The following is a 16597-nucleotide window of genomic DNA, read 5'->3' on the forward strand; positions in this document are numbered from 1 at the left end:
ACATTATGGCACTACTCGATATCCAACACTTAGATAAACATTACGGCAGCGTGCAAGCCTTGCAAAATATCCAACTTTCCGTCGAAAAAGGCGAAGTGGTGGTGATTTTAGGTCCGTCCGGTTGCGGCAAAAGCACGTTGTTACGCTGCCTCAACGGACTGGAAGAAATCAGCGCAGGAAATATTTTGCTACAAGGCTGCGGCAAACTGGGCACGGAGATGTCTTGGGTACAGGCGCGCCAACATATCGGCATGGTGTTTCAAAGTTATGAGCTGTTCGCGCATATGTCGGTGATCGACAATATCCTGCTCGGACCGTTAAAAGTGCAAAAACGCCGGCGCGCCGAAGTGGAACAACAAGCGGATCGCCTGCTGGAAAAAGTCGGCTTGTTGGATCGTAAACAAGCATATCCGCGCGAGCTGTCCGGCGGACAAAAACAGCGGATTGCGATTGTACGTTCGTTGTGTATGAACCCCGATATTATGCTGTTTGACGAAGTGACGGCGGCGCTTGATCCGGAAATGGTGCGTGAGGTGTTGGACGTGATCCTCAATCTTGCCAAAGACGGCATGACCATGTTGATCGTCACCCATGAAATGTCGTTCGCCGAAAAAGTCGCGGATCGGATCATTTTTATGGATAAAGGACAAATTATCGAGTCGTCCACCCCACACGCGTTTTTCACCGCGCCGCAAACCGAGCGCGCAAAAGCCTTTTTAAATATGCTGAGCTATTAATTTTTTATTAACTTAACTCAATAGAAGGAAACTCAACCATGCAAAACAACGTGAAAAAAACCATTAAGTACGCTTCAGCCCTACTGGGCAGCTTGGTGTTGGCACTCGGCTTAACCGCCTGCGGCGATAAAGCGGAATCCAACAGCGCACAAAGCACATCTTCTCTGGAACAAATCAAGAAAAATGATGTGATTCGGATCGGCGTATTCGGCGATAAACCGCCCTTTGGCTACGTTGACAGCAACGGTAAAAATCAAGGTTTCGACATTGAAATCGCCAAAGATCTGGCAAAAAATCTGCTCGGTGATGAAAACAAAATTGATTTCGTGTTAGTCGAAGCCGCCAACCGAGTGGAATATCTGCAATCGAATAAAGTCGATATTATCCTTGCCAACTTCACCCAAACCCCGGCACGTGCCGAAGTGGTCGATTTTGCCAAACCGTATATGAAAGTGGCATTGGGAATTGTATCAAAAGACGGTGAAGTCATCAGCGATGTGGCACAATTAGACGGCAAAACCTTGTTGGTCAACAAAGGCACGACGGCTGATACCTATTTCAGCAAAAATTATCCGAACCTGAATTTATTGAAATTCGAGCAAAACACCGAAACCTTCGAAGCCTTGCGTGACGGACGCGGCGCGGCATTGGCACACGACAACACGCTGCTGTTCGCCTGGGCAAAAGAAAATCCGGGTTATACCGTCGGTGTGCGTAGCTTAGGCGATTTGGATTATATTGCGCCAGCGGTGAAAAAAGGCGACAGCGAATTGTTGAATTGGTTGAACAGTGAAATCGAAACTTTAGGCAAAAACGGCAAATTACTGGAAGCGTACAACAAAACGCTATTACCGGTTTATGGTGATAGCGTACAAGTCGATGATGTGGTTGTCAGCTACTAATTTAAACCTGATTTCAGCAAAAGTGCGGTACGGCTCACTCACCTGCTCAACCGCACTTTCATCTCTATCACGCTTAATACAAAGTGCGGTTACTACGCTGCAACCAACGCATTAGCAGGTTGTCGCTACTTTCCTCGGCTTGTTTGCCGATTTTTTGCATTAATGATTTTTTACGCATAAATTTCACTTCCAACACGTCTTTATCCGCTAACGCCGCCAAAATCAGATCGTCGCTGGTGGCGATTTCATCAACCAAGCCCAAATTCAACGCCTGTTGCCCGAACCAATGTTCGCCGGTGGCGATTTTTTCCAAGTCCAAGTTTGGGCGGTGAGTGGCAACAAAATCTTTAAACAGTTGATGGGTTTCCTCTAATTCTTGCTGGAATTTCTCGCGTCCTTTTTCGGTGTTCTCGCCTAAAATCGTCATGGTGCGTTTGTATTCGCCGGCAGTCATCACTTCCACATCGACATCATGTTTTTTCAGCAAACGGTGAATATTCGGCACTTGCGCCACCACGCCGACCGAGCCTAAAATCGCAAACGGGGCGGAGGTAATCTTGTCCGCCACGCACGCCATCATATAACCGCCGCTCGCCGCCACTTTGTCCACCGCCACGGTCAATTTCACCCCTTTGGCTTTCAAACGGCTTAATTGCGACGCCGCCAAGCCGTAACCATGCACCACGCCGCCGGGGCTTTCCAAACGCAGCAACACTTCATCATCGGCTTTCGCCACCGCCAAAACCGCACTGATTTCATTGGCAAGTGCGGTTGTGCCGCTGGCTTGGATATCGCCGTGGAAATTCAACACATACAAACACGGCTTGGCTTTTTCTTCACTCGCCTCGCCATTCTTCGCCGCTTTTTTCTTGGCTTTCGCGTCCAGCTTGTCTTGTTTCTTACGTGCTTTTTCCTGCCGTTTTAATTGTTCGTCGCTTAAACGGAAATCCTGTAACTTTTCCTGATTTTCTTTGTATTGTTTTGCCAAATCGGTGATTTTCAGCTCGCCGACCGCACTTTGTTCTTTTTGGCGCAGATTGACGATAAAGGCGAAAATCGCCGCAATCACCAATAAAATCGTCAGCACCTCGAGGATAAACACCCCGTAATTAATTAAAATTTCAGACCACATGGTTTTTCCTTGTTATAAATAGTCATTACCGATAAATGAAAGGATTATCATACACTATCCTGCTATTTTTACTAAAAGCAAAAAAATCACTTGACCAAATCCTTTTGCACTAGTTTAATAGTACAAAAATTCAACCCGAACGAGATTACCAATGCCATATATTCATATCACCCAGCAAGCCGTTGCTTATCACGCTGATCCGACTGCGATTTTTGCAACCCTATGCCAAGATAAAACCAATACCCTGCTATTGGAATCCGCCGAGATTCAAAGCAAAAACAGCTTGACCAGTCTGTTGTTTATCGACAGTGCGCTCAAAATCACCTGTTTGGATAAAAACGTCACCTTTTCGGCATTAAGTGCCAACGGAAAAGCGTTATTACCGTTAATCGAAAAAACGTTACAGGGTATTGCAAAAGCAATAAATTATACGCAAGACAATGTGCTGACCGCACTTTTCAGCGGACTCAATCCGAATTTGGACGAAGACAGCAAATTACAGGCAGCGACGGTGTTTGACGGTTTGCGCGTGATTAATCAACTGTTTAATCAAGCTGAAAGTGCGGTTTATCTCGGCGGTTTGTTTGCTTATGATCTGGTTGCCGGGTTTATCCCGATGGAAAATATCAACCTGCAAGACGATCAGATCAGCTGCCCCGACTACTGTTTTTATTTAGCCGAGCAGTTGTTGCGCTTAGATCACCAGCAACAATCGGCAACATTACAAACCTTCTGCTTTATCGCCGAACAGCAACCGCACTTGGATTCCGCGGCGGAAAACATCAAACGGCAACTGCGCCGAATTCAGGATAATTTGCCGATTCAAGCGGCTTCAAGCGAAGTGAGCGTGAATATTGACGATCCCGAATTTAAGCGGATCATCGAACAGCTAAAACAGCATATTTTTGTCGGCGACGTGTTCCAAATCGTGCCGTCACGCCGTTTTTCCCTTGAATGCCCGAATCCGTTGGCGACTTATCGCCGTTTGAAAATCACCAATCCAAGCCCGTATATGTTTTATATGCACGACGCAGATTTTATCCTGTTCGGCGCCTCGCCGGAAAGTGCATTGAAATACAGCCAAGCCAGCCGTCAGTTGGAAATTTACCCGATCGCAGGTTCACGCCCGCGCGGTTTTGATATGCACGGCAAAATCGATCCGGAACTGGACGCACGTTTGGAATTGGAATTGCGTTTGGATAAAAAAGAGTTGGCGGAACACCTGATGTTGGTCGATTTGGCACGCAACGACATCGCCCGCGTTTGCCAAAGCGGCACGCGCCAAGTGAAAGAATTAATGCAAGTCGATCGCTACTCGCACATTATGCACCTTGTCTCACGCGTGGTCGGCAAATTGCGCCCCGAGCTGGACGCGCTGCACGCCTACCAAGCCTGTATGAACATGGGCACGCTGACCGGCGCACCGAAAATCAAGGCAATGCAATTGATCTACCGATTTGAAAAACAAAAACGCCACAGCTACGGCGGCGCAGTCGGCTATCTCAGCTCCGACGGCAATTTCGACACCTGTATCGTGATCCGTTCCGCTTTCGTGCAAAACGGTATCGCCCACGTGCAAGCCGGCTGCGGCGAAGTGCTGGACTCCGATCCGCAAATGGAAGCGGACGAAACTCGGCACAAGGCAAGAGCGGTCTTAAACGCCATTATTCAAACAAATAACAACATCTAAGGATTTCATTATGGCGAAAATCGTATTTATTGATAATTTTGATTCGTTCACCTATAACTTGGTCGATCAGTTTCGGGTGTTGGGACATCAGGTGGTGGTTTACCGCAATGACAGTGAGTTGGATCATCTGATGAACACCGCACTTGCCGAGCCGAATACCATTGTCGCGCTCTCGCCCGGTCCGGGCAATCCGGCAGAAGCCGGCAATCTGTTGCCATTGATTCGTGAACTGAAAGGCAAAGTGCCGTTGATCGGCATTTGTTTGGGACATCAGGCGATTATCGAAGCCTTCGGCGGCAAGATCGTACACGCCGGGGAAATCCTGCACGGCAAGGTGTCGCAGCTTGAACACGATCAACAAGCGATGTTTGCCAATCTGCCGAACCCTATGCCGGTCGCGCGTTATCACTCGTTAATGGGAACGGAAATTCCGGCGGAGTTTGAGGTCAATGCACGTTTCAATAATATCATTATGGCGGTGCGCCACCGCACTTTGCCGATTTGCAGTTTTCAATTTCACCCGGAATCGATCTTAACCGTGCAAGGTTCGCAATTGCTGGCGCAAAGTATCGACTGGTTACTGGGAGAACGGCAATGATTGTGGTTTATGGTTTAAAAACTCGGCTTGATCCGATTAAAAAAGAGCTATCGGACATTATTCACCGTTGCTTGATGTTTGCCCTCGACTTTCCGGAGCATAAACGGGTGCAGCGTTTTATCGGACTTGAGGCGGACGACTATTATTATCCGTCGGATCGCAGCGAGGCTTACACCATTATCGAAATTAATATGATGAGCGGTCGTAGCGCGGAGGCAAAGAAATTGTTGATTCGCATGCTGTTCGATGAAATTTATAAGCAACTGAAAATCAAACCGGTCGATGTACAAATCACGATCAAAGAACAAGAGCCGCACTGCTGGGGCTTTCGCGGCATGACCGGCGACGAAGCCTGTTTTAATTACAATATCAAAAGGTAAGTTATGGAAACACAAACGCTATTAGACACGCTATTCAGCAATCAGGCTTTGAATCAGCAACAAAGCTATACCCTGTTCAATGCCGTAGTACAAGGAAAACTAAGTAACGAACAACTTGCCGCCGCCCTGATCGCGATTAAACTGCGCGGCGAAACCACCGCCGAAATTGCCGGTGCGGTAACCGCACTTCAACAAAATGCACAGCCGTTTCCAAGCCCTGATTATCCGTTCGCCGATATTGTCGGCACCGGCGGCGACGGCGCGGATACGATTAATATCTCGACCGCCAGTGCGATTGTCGCGGCAACCTTAGGCGCCAAAATCGCCAAACACGGCAATCGCAGCGTTTCAAGTAAAACCGGCTCAAGCGATGTGCTGACCGCACTTGGGGTGAATATCAACCTCAGTGCCGACACCGCACGCCAAGCGTTAGATGAGATCGGCGTGTGCTTCCTGTTTGCACAGCAATATCATCTTGGTTTTAAGCACGCCATGCCGGTGCGCAACGCGCTGAAAACCCGCACCATTTTTAATATCCTCGGGCCGTTAATCAATCCGGCAAAACCGCAACGGCAACTGCTCGGCGTTTATACCCCCGATTTGATCAAACCGTATGCGGAAACCGCACTTATGCTCGGACACAAACACTCTTTCGTGGTGCACGGTGCCGGTTTGGACGAAGTAGCGTTGCACGGCAAAACCCAAGTGGCGGAAATCCATAACGGCGAAATCGAATATTACGACATTACCCCGTATGATTTCGGATTCGAGCCGCAAGCGTTAGAGGTGCTACGCGGCGGCGAACCGGCGGACAACGCACGCATGCTGACCGCACTTTTGCAAGGCAAAGGCGACAAATATCACGCGCAAGCGGTGGCAATCAATACCGCACTTTTATTGAAATTGTTCGGATATGCGGATTTGAAACAAAATGCGGAAATGGTGTTAGACTGCCTTGCCGGCGGCAAACCGTTTGAAACCCTACAAAAATTGCGCCAGTATAAGGATTAATATGTATAAGCTGTTTATCGCCAATAAAACGAACTCAAGCTGGTCATTGCGCCCGTGGATTTTGTTGGAACAGTTGGCAATTCCATTCGAAGAAGCGCAGCTCTATTTTCAGCCGGATAAAACTCTGCAAAAAATCGACTTTTTACAAGCCTCGCCGACCTCGAAAGTGCCGGCACTCCATCACAACAATGCCGTGATTTGGGACAGCTTGGCGATCTGCGAATATGTGGCGGAAGATTATCCGCAAGTGTGGGCAAGCGAGCGCAACGCTCGTGCTTGGTCGCGTTGTGCTTGTGCTGAAATGCACGCCTCATTTGTTGCGTTACGCAGCCAATGCAGCATGAATACACAAAAATTTGTGACATTAGATCAAATCGATAGCGCACTTGCCGCCGATCTGGCTCGGATTAATCAACTCTGGACAGAGGGCTTAAGCCGTTTCGGTGGTGAATATCTCGCCGGTAACGCTTTCACCGCTGTCGATGCATTTTTCGCTCCGGTGTTGATCCGTTTAGTTCATTATGGACTGCGTAATTACCTTAGCCCTGAAGCCAATGCTTATGCCGAACGGATCTACCACCTGCCGAGTTTGCAAAAATGGCTTAAACAGGCACAACTAGAAAAAGATCGCCCAATTCGTAACCCTTAAAAAAATGAGAGAAAATAAAGGTAAAACTCGTGAATATGGATAATAAGCCCACCATTCTGCAAAAAATCATCAACGATAAAATCGAATGGATAAAAAACAAAAAAGCGGCATTGCCGTTGGCGCAATTTCAGGATCAAGTGCAGCGCGCTGATCGCGATTTCTATCACGCCCTCGCCCAAGGCTCGCACCAACGCCCTGCTTATATTTTGGAATGCAAAAAAGCCTCGCCGTCAAAGGGGTTGATCCGCGATGATTTCAACTTGGCGCAAATTGCCGATGTGTATAAAGAGTATGCGGCGGCGATTTCGGTGCTGACCGATGAAAAATATTTTCAGGGCAATTTTGATTTTATCGCCCAAGTGCGGTCTGTCGCGTCGCAACCGATTTTGTGCAAAGATTTTATGATTGACGAATATCAGGTCTATCTGGCGCGTTACCATCAAGCCGATGCGATTTTGCTGATGTTGTCGGTGGTGGATGATACGACCTATCGCAAATTATCCGATTTGGCGCACGAATTGGGCATGGGCGTGCTGACCGAAACCTCTAATCAAGCCGAACTGGAACGCGCGATTCAACTTAATGCGAAAGTTATCGGGATTAACAACCGCGATCTGCATGATTTAAGCGTCGATCTCAACCGTACGCCGCCATTGGCGCAACAAATTCCGGCGGATCGGATTATCATCAGCGAATCGGGGATCTATCATCATCAGCAAATTCAGCAACTGAAGCCTTATGTACACGCGTTTTTAATCGGCAGCAGCTTAATGGGCGAAGACGATCTGCAAAGTGCGGTACGGCAGGTGATTTATGGCGAAAACAAAGTCTGCGGTTTAACCCGGGCGCAAGATGTCAACGCGGCATATCAACACGGCGCGCTGTACGGCGGCATGATTTTTGCCGAAAAATCGCCGCGCAAAGTCAGCCTTGCCCAAGCCAAGCAGCTGATTACCGCTGCGCCACTGCGCTTTGTCGGCGTGTTTCAAAATCAAGAGCTAGACTATATCGCGGAAATCGCCCGCGAATTAAACCTGTTTGCGGTGCAACTGCACGGCAATGAAAGCCGTGAGTTTATGCAACAGCTACGCGAAAAATTGCCGACAACGTGCCAAATTTGGAATGTGATTTCGGTCGATATCGACAACCACGAGCAGATTAAACTTGCCGATGATCCGCTTATCGACCATTTCCTGTTCGACAGTAAAGTACAAGGAAAACAAGGCGGCACAGGCTTGATTTTCGACTGGACATTAATTCCGCCGAATATCAAAAAACGCACCATTTTAGCCGGCGGGATTAAACAAGAAAATATCGAACAAGCCTTGATTCAAGGCTGCTTGGGCGTGGATATCAATTCCGGCGTGGAAAGTGCGGTCGGGATTAAAGATGAAGAGAAAATTGCCGCGCTATTCGACACGATTATTCGATTTTAAAAGGAAAACAACATGAGCAATAAAACCCTACTCGATCCCTATTTCGGTGAATTTGGCGGGATGTATGTGCCGGAAATTTTAGTGCCGGTGCTGCAACAGCTGGAGAAAGCCTTTGTAGAAGCGAAAGACGATCCTGAATTTATTTCTGAATTCAATGATTTGCTGAAAAACTATGCCGGCCGTCCGACCGCACTTACCCTGTGCCGTAACCTGACTAAAGGCTCGAATACCAAACTCTACCTGAAACGTGAGGATTTGCTGCACGGCGGCGCGCACAAAACCAACCAGGTGTTGGGGCAGGCGTTATTGGCAATCCGCATGGGCAAAAGCGAGATTATCGCCGAAACCGGCGCAGGACAACACGGCGTTGCCACCGCCATTGCCTGTGCGATGTTGGGGCTGAAATGCCGCATTTATATGGGGGCGAAAGATGTGGAACGCCAATCGCCGAATGTGTTCCGTATGCGGCTGATGGGGGCGGAAGTGATTCCTGTCAACAAAGGCTCTTGTTCGTTGAAAGACGCCTGTTGCGAAGCCATGCGTGATTGGTCAGCCAATTACGATAAAGCCCATTACCTGCTCGGCACCGCGGCAGGCCCGCACCCGTTCCCGACGATTGTACGCGAATTCCAAAAAATGATCGGCGAAGAAACCAAACGGCAAGTGTTGGAGCGCGAAGGGCGCTTGCCGGACGCGGTGATTGCCTGCGTCGGCGGCGGCTCGAATGCGATTGGTATGTTTGCCGATTTTATTGAGGAAAGTGCGGTGCGCCTGATTGGGATCGAACCTGCCGGACACGGCATTGAAAGCGGCGAACACGGCGCGCCGTTAAAACACGCCGATGTCGGCATTTATTTCGGCATGAAATCGCCGATTATGCAAACCGCAGACGGACAAATCGAAGAGTCTTACTCGATCTCCGCCGGACTGGACTTCCCTTCCGTCGGACCGCAGCACGCCTATTTGAATGCGATTGGACGCGCGGAATACGAATCAATCACCGATGATGAGGCACTTGACGCCTTCCAACAACTGGCGCAGCACGAAGGGATTATTCCGGCGTTGGAATCCTCGCACGCCTTGGCGTATGCGTTAAAATTAATCAAACAAGAGCCGCAAAAAGCACAACTGTTGGTGGTGAATCTGTCCGGTCGGGGCGACAAAGATATTTTCACCGTCGATAAAATTTTAACTGAAAAAGGGGGAAAATCATGAGCCGTTTTGCACAATGCTTCCGACAGTTACAACTGAAAAACCAAGGCGCATTCGTACCGTTCGTCACCCTGTGCGATCCGGATTTAGACCGCTCTTTTGACATTATCCGCACGCTGGTTGATAACGGCGCAGACGCTTTGGAACTGGGCTTTCCGTTTTCCGATCCGCTACTGGACGGCCCGGTGATCCAAGCCGCCAATAACCGCGCGCTGAATGCCGGTTGCAGCACCAAAGCATGCTTTATGTTATTAGACAAAGTGCGGTCAACATACCCTGAGATTCCGATCAGCCTGCTACTGTGTGCCAACCTGATTTATGCACAGGGTTTGGACAATTTCTATCGACAATGTCAGCAAATCGGTGTCGATGCGGTGTTAGTGGCCGACGTGCCGCTATTGGCTTGCGAACCCTATGTTGCCGCGGCGAAAAAATTCGGCGTGCAACCGGTGTTTATCTGCCCGCCGAATGCCGATTCGGACACCATTCAAGGCGTGGCGCAAACCAGCGAGGGCTACACTTATTTGGTCTCCCGTGCCGGCGTCACCAGTGCGGAAAACCAAGCCCACGCCGGTAATTTAGACAGTTTGATTGCGCAACTGAAAGCGCACAACGCACCGCCGATTTTACAAGGCTTCGGTATCGCACAACCGCAACAAGTGATCGACGCGCTGAACAGCGGCACTGCCGGGGCAATCTCCGGCTCGGCGATTGTCAAAATTATCGAAAATCATTTGGATAATCATGCGGAAACACTGCGCTTGTTGGGCGAATTTGTGCGCAAGATGAAAGCGGCAACCTATGCTTAACCAATCAACAGGAATGAGAAATGAATAATCTGGAATTGGAACAACTGCTCAACCGCACATTAAACAGTGACGCCATCAGCGACTACGCCCCCAACGGTTTGCAAGTGGAGGGCAAAAGTGCGGTGCGTAAAATTATCACCGGCGTGACCGCTTGCCAAGCGTTATTGGATTACGCCGTTGCGCAGCAAGCCGATGCGGTGTTGGTACATCACGGCTATTTTTGGAAAAACGAATCGCCGTTGATCCGCGGCATGAAAGGCAAGCGAATCCGTACCCTGTTGACGCATAATATTAACTTATACGCCTATCATCTGCCGCTCGATGTGCACCCGGAATTGGGAAACAATGCGTTATTGGCCGAAATGTTGGGAATTGAAAATTTACAATCCCTTGAACAAAGTGCGGTATCCATTCCGGTCTACGGCGAGTTGAAAACCGCACTTTCCGGCGAAGAATTGGCGCAACGTTTGGAACGGGTTCTGCAACGTAAACCGCTCTATTGTGGCGGCGGTGCGTATGGCAATGCACCGGATAAAATCCGCACCGTGGCACTTTGCACCGGCGGCGGACAAGATTACATTGATCTGGCGGCAGCGCAAGGAATTGACGCATTTATCAGCGGCGAGATTTCCGAGCGCACTACGCATTCCGCCCGTGAGCAAGGCATCCATTTTTATGCTGCCGGACACCATGCCACCGAGCGTTACGGCATTAAAAAATTAGGCGAATGGCTGCAACAACATTATGCGTTCGATGTGCTCTTTCATGATATTGACAATCCGGCATAGTCTGAACGCTGATTTGTAAAGATCCGGTTTTCGCTTTGATCTTATTCAAATAATCCCTTAGGATAAATTTGCAACACCAAAATATCATCTCAATCAAACGGAGGATACAAGTATGAGAAATGACTTTGACAGCAAACGCGAAGAACTGCTTTCTGAATTACAAGACATTCTACAAACTGCGGAAGACTTGTTTGAAGAAGGGAAAGACGTTGGGGCGGACGAATTCAAAAAATTGAAAAAACGTTTGAATGCCAGCTCCGACGGCTATCGCCAACAATTGGAAGATCTGCAAAACAAAGTCGCGGCAACCGCCAAAAACGCAGCGAAACAATCCGATACCATGATTCAAGAGAATCCGTACAAAGCCATCGGGATCGTTGCCGGGGTCGCGTTCATTGCGGGTTTGTTAATTAACCGCAATAAATAATCCGGAGCATAGTGGAAGCCGCAACACTGCGGCCTCCCGATCTTTCTGTTACAGGAGATAAAAAATGCAAACGATAAATAAAATTAAATCCGGTCTGAAACACAGTTTTATCACCGCCCTTGAACTTGCCAGTATCCGTCTGGAAATGGCAAAGTTGGAACTCAACGAACAAAAAGAACACGCCCAACTCGTTATCGTTTTTGCCTTATGTAGCTTTTTGTTACTGTTACTTGCCGGCCTCAGCCTGATGTTCGCCCTCAATGCCTGGCTGCCCGAAGCGGATAAATTTCGCGTGTTTACGCTGATCGGGTGCGGCTGTCTGTTGCTGGTGCTGACCCTGGTGATTCTGATTATCCGTTTAATCCGTAAACAGCGTGGTTTTCTTGATGACACCTTAAGAGAAGTCAAATTAGATCTTGCCGCAATAAAACAAAGCGTCAATTCTTCAAAATAAAGACCGCGCAAGGAGAGCCTTATGCCCAGCCACCGTGCATTGGAAAAAGAATTATTGTTACTCAAAGGCGAAGTGTTGCGCAATAAATTTCGTTTGCAGACAGAAAAAACACAGCAAGAAATCCGCCAGCCTTTGCGCTACTTAAAAGCCGTTTCCAACCCGATTATCCGCTCCTCGCTGATTTCGCTTTCGACCCGCCTGTTATTGGGCAGAAAATGGTTGATATTGCCCGCTATCGGTGTGGTTTCATTGTTATTATTAAAAAATTCCCCGCAGCAGAATGACGATTCTTGATAAGAATGGAATCAGGCGATAAAGTAGCGTATAATCACGCCACGTTAATTTGGCGGTGCGTTGTTATCGCCATTATCTTTTCAATTAATAACAGGATAAAGTTTTATGGGATTCTTAACAAACAAACGTATTTTAATCGCCGGTGTCGCCAGCAACCGCTCTATCGCTTACGGCATTGCGCAAGCGATGTTTGCAGCCGGTGCGGAATTGGCGTTCACTTATCAAAACGACAAATTAAAACCGCGTGTTGAAGAATTTGCCAAAGATTTTAACTCTTCTATCGTAATTCCTTGTGATGTCGGCAGCGACGCAGACATTGAAAACTGTTTCCAAGAATTGAGCAAACATTGGGATAAATTCGATGGTTTCGTACACGCGATTGCTTACGCACCGGGCGATCAATTGGATGGCGACTATGTTAATGCGGTTACCCGTGAAGGCTTCCAAATTGCGCACGACATCAGCTCTTACAGCTTTGTGGCGATGGCAAAAGCGGCGCGTCCGATGTTGAATCAGGGTGCAGGCTTAGTCACTTTATCTTACTTAGGCGCGGAACGGGCGATTCCTAACTATAACGTGATGGGCTTGGCAAAAGCCTCTTTAGAAGCCAACGTGCGCTTTATGGCGAATGCGATGGGCAAAGAAGGCATTCGTGTCAATGCGATTTCAGCAGGCCCAATCCGCACCTTAGCCGCTTCCGGGATCAAAAACTTCAAGAAAATGTTATCACACTGCGAAGCGGTCACCCCGCTACGCCGTACCGTTACCATTGAAGATGTGGGCAAAAGCGCCGCATTCTTGTGTTCTGATTTAGCCTCCGGCGTAACCGGCGAAGTGTTGCACGTTGACGGCGGTTTCAATATCGCGGCAATGAATGAATTAGACGCCGAATAAGCCTCAACATTCAAGATAAAAACCAAGGGCGGATTGATATCCGCCCTAATTTATTGCCCTCCGCTTGCGAGGAAAGGAAATTTAAAATCCGTCTGCTCATTTGATTTTAATAGGACAGAACATCATGTTTCAAAACAATCCGCTGTTAAGCCAACTTAAGCAACAAATCCGTGAAAACAAGCCGCGCGCCGAAGGCACGGTGAAAGCCAACGATAAGGGTTTCGGCTTTTTGGAATGCGATAAAAAAAGCTATTTCATCACCCCGCCGGCAATGAAAAAAGTCATGCACGGCGACAAGATCAAAGCGGTGATCGAAAGCAACGGCGATAAAGAAAATGCCGAACCGGAAACGTTAATCGAACCGATGTTAAGCCGTTTTATCGCCAAAGTGCGGTTCAACAAAGAGAAAAGATTACAACTGACGGTCGATCACCCGAACATTAATAACCTGATTGCCGCCAACAAAGCCCAAACCGTCAGCGAAGAATTGCAAGACGGCGATTGGGTGGTGGCGGAATTGCAAAAGCACCCACTACGCGATGACCGCGCATTTTTTGCGCAAGTCACACAATTTATCTGCCGTGGCGATGACAATTTTGCACCGTGGTGGGTCACGCTCGCCCGTCACCAACAACCACGCACGCCGGTTGCCGGACTGGATTCGTATCAATTGGATCAAACCCTGTCACGTCAAGATCTGACCGCCTTGGATTTTGTCACGATTGACGCGGCTTCCACCCAAGACATGGACGACGCGCTGTATATCGAAACCACGGAAAACGGCTGGAAGTTACACGTTGCGATTGCCGATCCGACCGCCTATATCCCATTGGATTCACAAATCGAGCTTGACGCCAGACAGCGCTGTTTCACCAACTATCTGCCCGGTTTTAACATTCCGATGTTGCCGCGCGAGCTGTCCGACGAACTGTGTTCATTAATGCCGCAGCAAAAACGCCCGGCGTTGGTGTGTACGATTGAAACGGATCGCAACGGCAAGACCAGCGCCGAACCGCACTTTGTTGCGGCGTGGATCGAATCCAAAGCCAAATTGGATTACGACGAGGTTTCCGATCTGTTGGAACAGGTAGAGAATCATTGGCAACCAAGCGATGAAAAAATCGCACAGCAAATCGAATTATTACACCAATTTGCCCTTGCGCGTATCGAGTGGCGCAAAACGCACGCCTTGCTGTTTAAAGAACGCCCTGATTACAGTTTTGAGTTGGAGCAAGACGGCAAAGTCAAAGCGATTCACGCCAAACACCGCCGTATCGCCAATCAAATCGTGGAAGAAGCGATGATTATCGCCAACACCAGTGCGGCACACTATTTGGATCAACACGCCAAGTGCGGTATCTTCAACACCCACAGCGGGTTCGATCCGAAATTCCAACAATCGGCACATGATTTCCTGTTGGCGACTCTTGCCAATGATGACAATCGCGCGGAATTGGCACAACGTTATTCCGTTGAAAAGCTGACCACACTCGACGGCTATTGCCAAATGCGCCACGATATCGAGCAATATGATTTCGGCTTTTTGGAAATGCGCCTGCGCCGTTTCCTGACCTTTGCCGAATTCAAAGCCGAAGCCGCACCGCACTTTGGTTTAGGTTTAAGCGCCTATGCCACTTGGACTTCACCGATCCGTAAATATTCCGATATGGTGAACCACCGCATTATCAAACAGTGTCTCTTGAATGAAAGTGCGGTCAAACCGGCGGACGCGATTTTAGCGCGCCTGCAAGAAGCACGCCGTCAAAACCGCATGGTGGAACGCGATATCGCCGATTGGTTATACGCCCTTTATTTCGCACCGATAGTTGAACAAAACCCGATTTTCGCCGCCGAAATCCAAGATGTCAGCCGCGGCGGTCTGCGCGTACAACTGTCGGAAAACGGCGCAAGCGTGTTTGTACCGATTTCGACTCTGCACGATAAAAAAGAGGAAATCAGCGTCAATAGCGACGAACTGGCATTGTACATCAACGATCAAAAAACCTATCAAATCGGCGATCAGCTCCAAATTAAGCTGGTGGAAGTGAATGTGCTCACGCGCAGTTTGATTGGCAATGTGGTGAGTTAATCACTTATGATTATGAGCTAAACAGTAAAAGGCGAATATCTTTATTCGCCTTTTTTATGTCTTTTCAAACCAAGAGAAAACCGCACTTGCACGGATTAAACAAGCAAAGTGCGGTATTGCATTAGGCGATCAACGGCAAAATCGCGTTGATGATTGGGATCACGATGATAAACAGCAAAGTGCTGGTGGTGACCGTATTGGTGGCGTATTTCACATCGCCGTTGGCGGCGTGTGCCAAAATCGGTAGCACTGCCAATGCCGGTACGGCGGATTGGACAACCAGTGTATAAGCTTCTGTTGCTGGCAATGAACCAAGTGAATCCGCACCAAACAGAATTAACCCAATAGTAATTGCCGGTATTAAAATAAAACGTCCGATTAAAGCAACGCTGGTATCCCGGTCAAAATTAATGCTTTTCAAACCGGCGTCCGCCAGCACGATACCGACATAGATTAATGCTAACGGCGTCACCAATTCGCCGACATAACCCAGCGTCGAGTTAACAAAGGTCGGCAACGGAATATCCGCAAGCAGAAACACGAATGCCAAGGCTGCGCCGACAATCGGCGGAGTCAGCAGTTTTTTCGGATCAAAACCGCCTTTATGCGCCGTCGGATCAACCGTCGGATCATCATTGGCAATCAACCATGCGCCGAGCGTCCAAGTTGAAATCGTATTGACTAAATAGCACACCAAGAAATACGGCAAGCTCAGATCGCCAAACAGCGCGACATTCAGCGGCAAGCCGATGAAAATCGTGTTGGCATTGACGATCACGTTGATAAAGACGCCGCGTCTGCCGCGGCGTACCTTGAGCAATTTGGCTAAGGCAAAGGCGGCGACATACGCCAACGCCGTTGCCAATGCAAAATAGACCAAACCGCCCGACAGCGAAAACAGCGTATCGCGGGTTAAATATTTCAAAATCGAAACAAAAATCCCTGCGGGCAAGGCAATATTCAAAATCAATTTTGAAAGATTGCCACCGAAACTATCTGCAAACCACCCTTTCTTTCGTAAGCCGTAACCGAGGGCGATAATCAGCAAAATCGGCAAGGTGCTTTCAATCGAAGAGAGAAATTGCATTGGCTGTT

General features: G+C 48.5%; 18 protein-coding genes. 16 read left to right on the top strand and 2 right to left on the bottom strand.

Annotated features, from left to right (window positions below; all coding sequences use genetic code 11):
* The first annotated feature begins 5 nt into the window (after positions 1-5).
* Together ACWA5Z_RS11590 and ACWA5Z_RS11595 are read left to right on the top strand one after the other, a co-directional pair.
* The gene (locus ACWA5Z_RS11590) at positions 6-737 is read left to right on the top strand and encodes an amino acid ABC transporter ATP-binding protein (protein ID WP_431052541.1); all 732 of its coding nucleotides are present in this window, start codon (positions 6-8) and stop codon (positions 735-737) included.
* Positions 738-787: 50 nt separating this feature from the next.
* Positions 788-1639: a cysteine ABC transporter substrate-binding protein gene (locus tag ACWA5Z_RS11595; protein ID WP_431054345.1), complete on the top strand. Its 852-nt coding sequence runs from the start codon at positions 788-790 to the stop codon at positions 1637-1639.
* 73 nt (positions 1640-1712) lie between these two features.
* Here ACWA5Z_RS11595 and sohB read toward each other — a convergent pair whose 3' ends face one another.
* Positions 1713-2771 (bottom strand): protease SohB, encoded by a 1059-nt coding sequence (gene sohB, locus ACWA5Z_RS11600; RefSeq protein WP_431052543.1) that lies wholly within the window; start codon positions 2769-2771, stop codon positions 1713-1715.
* A gap of 151 nt (positions 2772-2922) precedes the next feature.
* Between sohB and trpE the strand changes: the two genes are divergently transcribed.
* The 14 genes from trpE (at position 2923) to rnb (ending at position 15502) form a co-directional block, all read left to right on the top strand.
* Positions 2923-4461: an anthranilate synthase component I gene (gene trpE, locus ACWA5Z_RS11605; RefSeq protein WP_431052545.1), complete on the top strand. Its 1539-nt coding sequence runs from the start codon at positions 2923-2925 to the stop codon at positions 4459-4461.
* A gap of 10 nt (positions 4462-4471) precedes the next feature.
* Positions 4472-5059 carry an aminodeoxychorismate/anthranilate synthase component II gene (locus ACWA5Z_RS11610; protein ID WP_431052547.1) on the top strand — a complete coding sequence of 196 codons (588 nt, stop codon included), beginning with the start codon at positions 4472-4474 and terminating at the stop codon, positions 5057-5059.
* On the top strand, positions 5056-5439 hold the full coding sequence (locus ACWA5Z_RS11615) for a tautomerase family protein (protein ID WP_431052549.1): 384 nt from the start codon (positions 5056-5058) through the stop codon (positions 5437-5439). Before ACWA5Z_RS11610 ends, ACWA5Z_RS11615 begins: the two co-directional genes overlap by 4 nt.
* A 3-nt stretch (positions 5440-5442) precedes the next feature.
* The gene (gene trpD / locus ACWA5Z_RS11620) at positions 5443-6450 is read left to right on the top strand and encodes an anthranilate phosphoribosyltransferase (protein WP_431052551.1); all 1008 of its coding nucleotides are present in this window, start codon (positions 5443-5445) and stop codon (positions 6448-6450) included.
* 1 nt (position 6451) lies between these two features.
* Complete coding sequence (locus ACWA5Z_RS11625) at positions 6452-7099, top strand: glutathione S-transferase family protein (RefSeq protein WP_431052553.1); 648 nt, start codon at positions 6452-6454, stop codon at positions 7097-7099.
* 35 nt (positions 7100-7134) lie between these two features.
* Positions 7135-8535, top strand: a complete 1401-nt coding sequence (trpCF, locus tag ACWA5Z_RS11630; RefSeq protein ID WP_431052555.1) for a bifunctional indole-3-glycerol-phosphate synthase TrpC/phosphoribosylanthranilate isomerase TrpF — start codon at positions 7135-7137, stop codon at positions 8533-8535.
* 12 nt (positions 8536-8547) lie between these two features.
* Entirely contained in the window at positions 8548-9750 is a 1203-nt protein-coding gene (gene trpB / locus ACWA5Z_RS11635) for a tryptophan synthase subunit beta (RefSeq protein ID WP_431052557.1), read from the top strand.
* Entirely contained in the window at positions 9747-10556 is an 810-nt protein-coding gene (gene trpA / locus ACWA5Z_RS11640; RefSeq protein ID WP_431052559.1) for a tryptophan synthase subunit alpha, read from the top strand. Before trpB ends, trpA begins: the two co-directional genes overlap by 4 nt.
* A 20-nt stretch (positions 10557-10576) precedes the next feature.
* Positions 10577-11344, top strand: coding sequence for a Nif3-like dinuclear metal center hexameric protein (locus ACWA5Z_RS11645; RefSeq protein WP_431052561.1), 768 nt, complete (start codon positions 10577-10579; stop codon positions 11342-11344).
* 112 nt (positions 11345-11456) lie between these two features.
* Positions 11457-11771 carry a DUF883 family protein gene (locus tag ACWA5Z_RS11650; protein WP_431052563.1) on the top strand — a complete coding sequence of 105 codons (315 nt, stop codon included), beginning with the start codon at positions 11457-11459 and terminating at the stop codon, positions 11769-11771.
* A gap of 64 nt (positions 11772-11835) precedes the next feature.
* A complete protein-coding gene (locus tag ACWA5Z_RS11655) occupies positions 11836-12225 on the top strand; it encodes a phage holin family protein (RefSeq protein WP_431052565.1) in 390 nt (129 codons plus the stop codon).
* Positions 12226-12246: 21 nt separating this feature from the next.
* Positions 12247-12519 carry a hypothetical protein gene (locus tag ACWA5Z_RS11660; RefSeq protein ID WP_431052567.1) on the top strand — a complete coding sequence of 91 codons (273 nt, stop codon included), beginning with the start codon at positions 12247-12249 and terminating at the stop codon, positions 12517-12519.
* 105 nt (positions 12520-12624) lie between these two features.
* Positions 12625-13413 carry an enoyl-ACP reductase FabI gene (fabI, locus tag ACWA5Z_RS11665; RefSeq protein WP_431052569.1) on the top strand — a complete coding sequence of 263 codons (789 nt, stop codon included), beginning with the start codon at positions 12625-12627 and terminating at the stop codon, positions 13411-13413.
* Between the two features lie 124 nt (positions 13414-13537).
* On the top strand, positions 13538-15502 hold the full coding sequence (gene rnb, locus ACWA5Z_RS11670; protein ID WP_431052571.1) for an exoribonuclease II: 1965 nt from the start codon (positions 13538-13540) through the stop codon (positions 15500-15502).
* Between the two features lie 121 nt (positions 15503-15623).
* On the opposite strand, the gene ACWA5Z_RS11675 is transcribed toward rnb, so the two are convergent.
* Positions 15624-16589 (bottom strand): AEC family transporter, encoded by a 966-nt coding sequence (locus ACWA5Z_RS11675; RefSeq protein ID WP_431052573.1) that lies wholly within the window; start codon positions 16587-16589, stop codon positions 15624-15626.
* Between the last annotated feature and the right edge of the window lie 8 nt (positions 16590-16597).

It is taken from the genome of Testudinibacter sp. P80/BLE/0925, from assembly GCF_053570785.1.

What these genes read in the sequence shown, in the direction of transcription:
- ACWA5Z_RS11645 (WP_431052561.1), top strand. Translation starts at nt 10,577, where the DNA reads ATGAATAATCTGGAATTGGAACAACTGCTCAACCGCACATTAAACAGT.
- ACWA5Z_RS11610 (WP_431052547.1), top strand. Translation starts at nt 4,472, where the DNA reads ATGGCGAAAATCGTATTTATTGATAATTTTGATTCGTTCACCTATAAC.
- ACWA5Z_RS11675 (WP_431052573.1), bottom strand. Translation starts at nt 16,589, where the DNA reads ATGCAATTTCTCTCTTCGATTGAAAGCACCTTGCCGATTTTGCTGATT.
- ACWA5Z_RS11625 (WP_431052553.1), top strand. Translation starts at nt 6,452, where the DNA reads ATGTATAAGCTGTTTATCGCCAATAAAACGAACTCAAGCTGGTCATTG.
- rnb (WP_431052571.1), top strand. Translation starts at nt 13,538, where the DNA reads ATGTTTCAAAACAATCCGCTGTTAAGCCAACTTAAGCAACAAATCCGT.
- ACWA5Z_RS11655 (WP_431052565.1), top strand. Translation starts at nt 11,836, where the DNA reads ATGCAAACGATAAATAAAATTAAATCCGGTCTGAAACACAGTTTTATC.
- fabI (WP_431052569.1), top strand. Translation starts at nt 12,625, where the DNA reads ATGGGATTCTTAACAAACAAACGTATTTTAATCGCCGGTGTCGCCAGC.
- trpA (WP_431052559.1), top strand. Translation starts at nt 9,747, where the DNA reads ATGAGCCGTTTTGCACAATGCTTCCGACAGTTACAACTGAAAAACCAA.
- sohB (WP_431052543.1), bottom strand. Translation starts at nt 2,771, where the DNA reads ATGTGGTCTGAAATTTTAATTAATTACGGGGTGTTTATCCTCGAGGTG.
- ACWA5Z_RS11615 (WP_431052549.1), top strand. Translation starts at nt 5,056, where the DNA reads ATGATTGTGGTTTATGGTTTAAAAACTCGGCTTGATCCGATTAAAAAA.
- trpCF (WP_431052555.1), top strand. Translation starts at nt 7,135, where the DNA reads ATGGATAATAAGCCCACCATTCTGCAAAAAATCATCAACGATAAAATC.
- trpB (WP_431052557.1), top strand. Translation starts at nt 8,548, where the DNA reads ATGAGCAATAAAACCCTACTCGATCCCTATTTCGGTGAATTTGGCGGG.
- ACWA5Z_RS11660 (WP_431052567.1), top strand. Translation starts at nt 12,247, where the DNA reads ATGCCCAGCCACCGTGCATTGGAAAAAGAATTATTGTTACTCAAAGGC.
- trpD (WP_431052551.1), top strand. Translation starts at nt 5,443, where the DNA reads ATGGAAACACAAACGCTATTAGACACGCTATTCAGCAATCAGGCTTTG.
- trpE (WP_431052545.1), top strand. Translation starts at nt 2,923, where the DNA reads ATGCCATATATTCATATCACCCAGCAAGCCGTTGCTTATCACGCTGAT.
- ACWA5Z_RS11650 (WP_431052563.1), top strand. Translation starts at nt 11,457, where the DNA reads ATGAGAAATGACTTTGACAGCAAACGCGAAGAACTGCTTTCTGAATTA.
- ACWA5Z_RS11590 (WP_431052541.1), top strand. Translation starts at nt 6, where the DNA reads ATGGCACTACTCGATATCCAACACTTAGATAAACATTACGGCAGCGTG.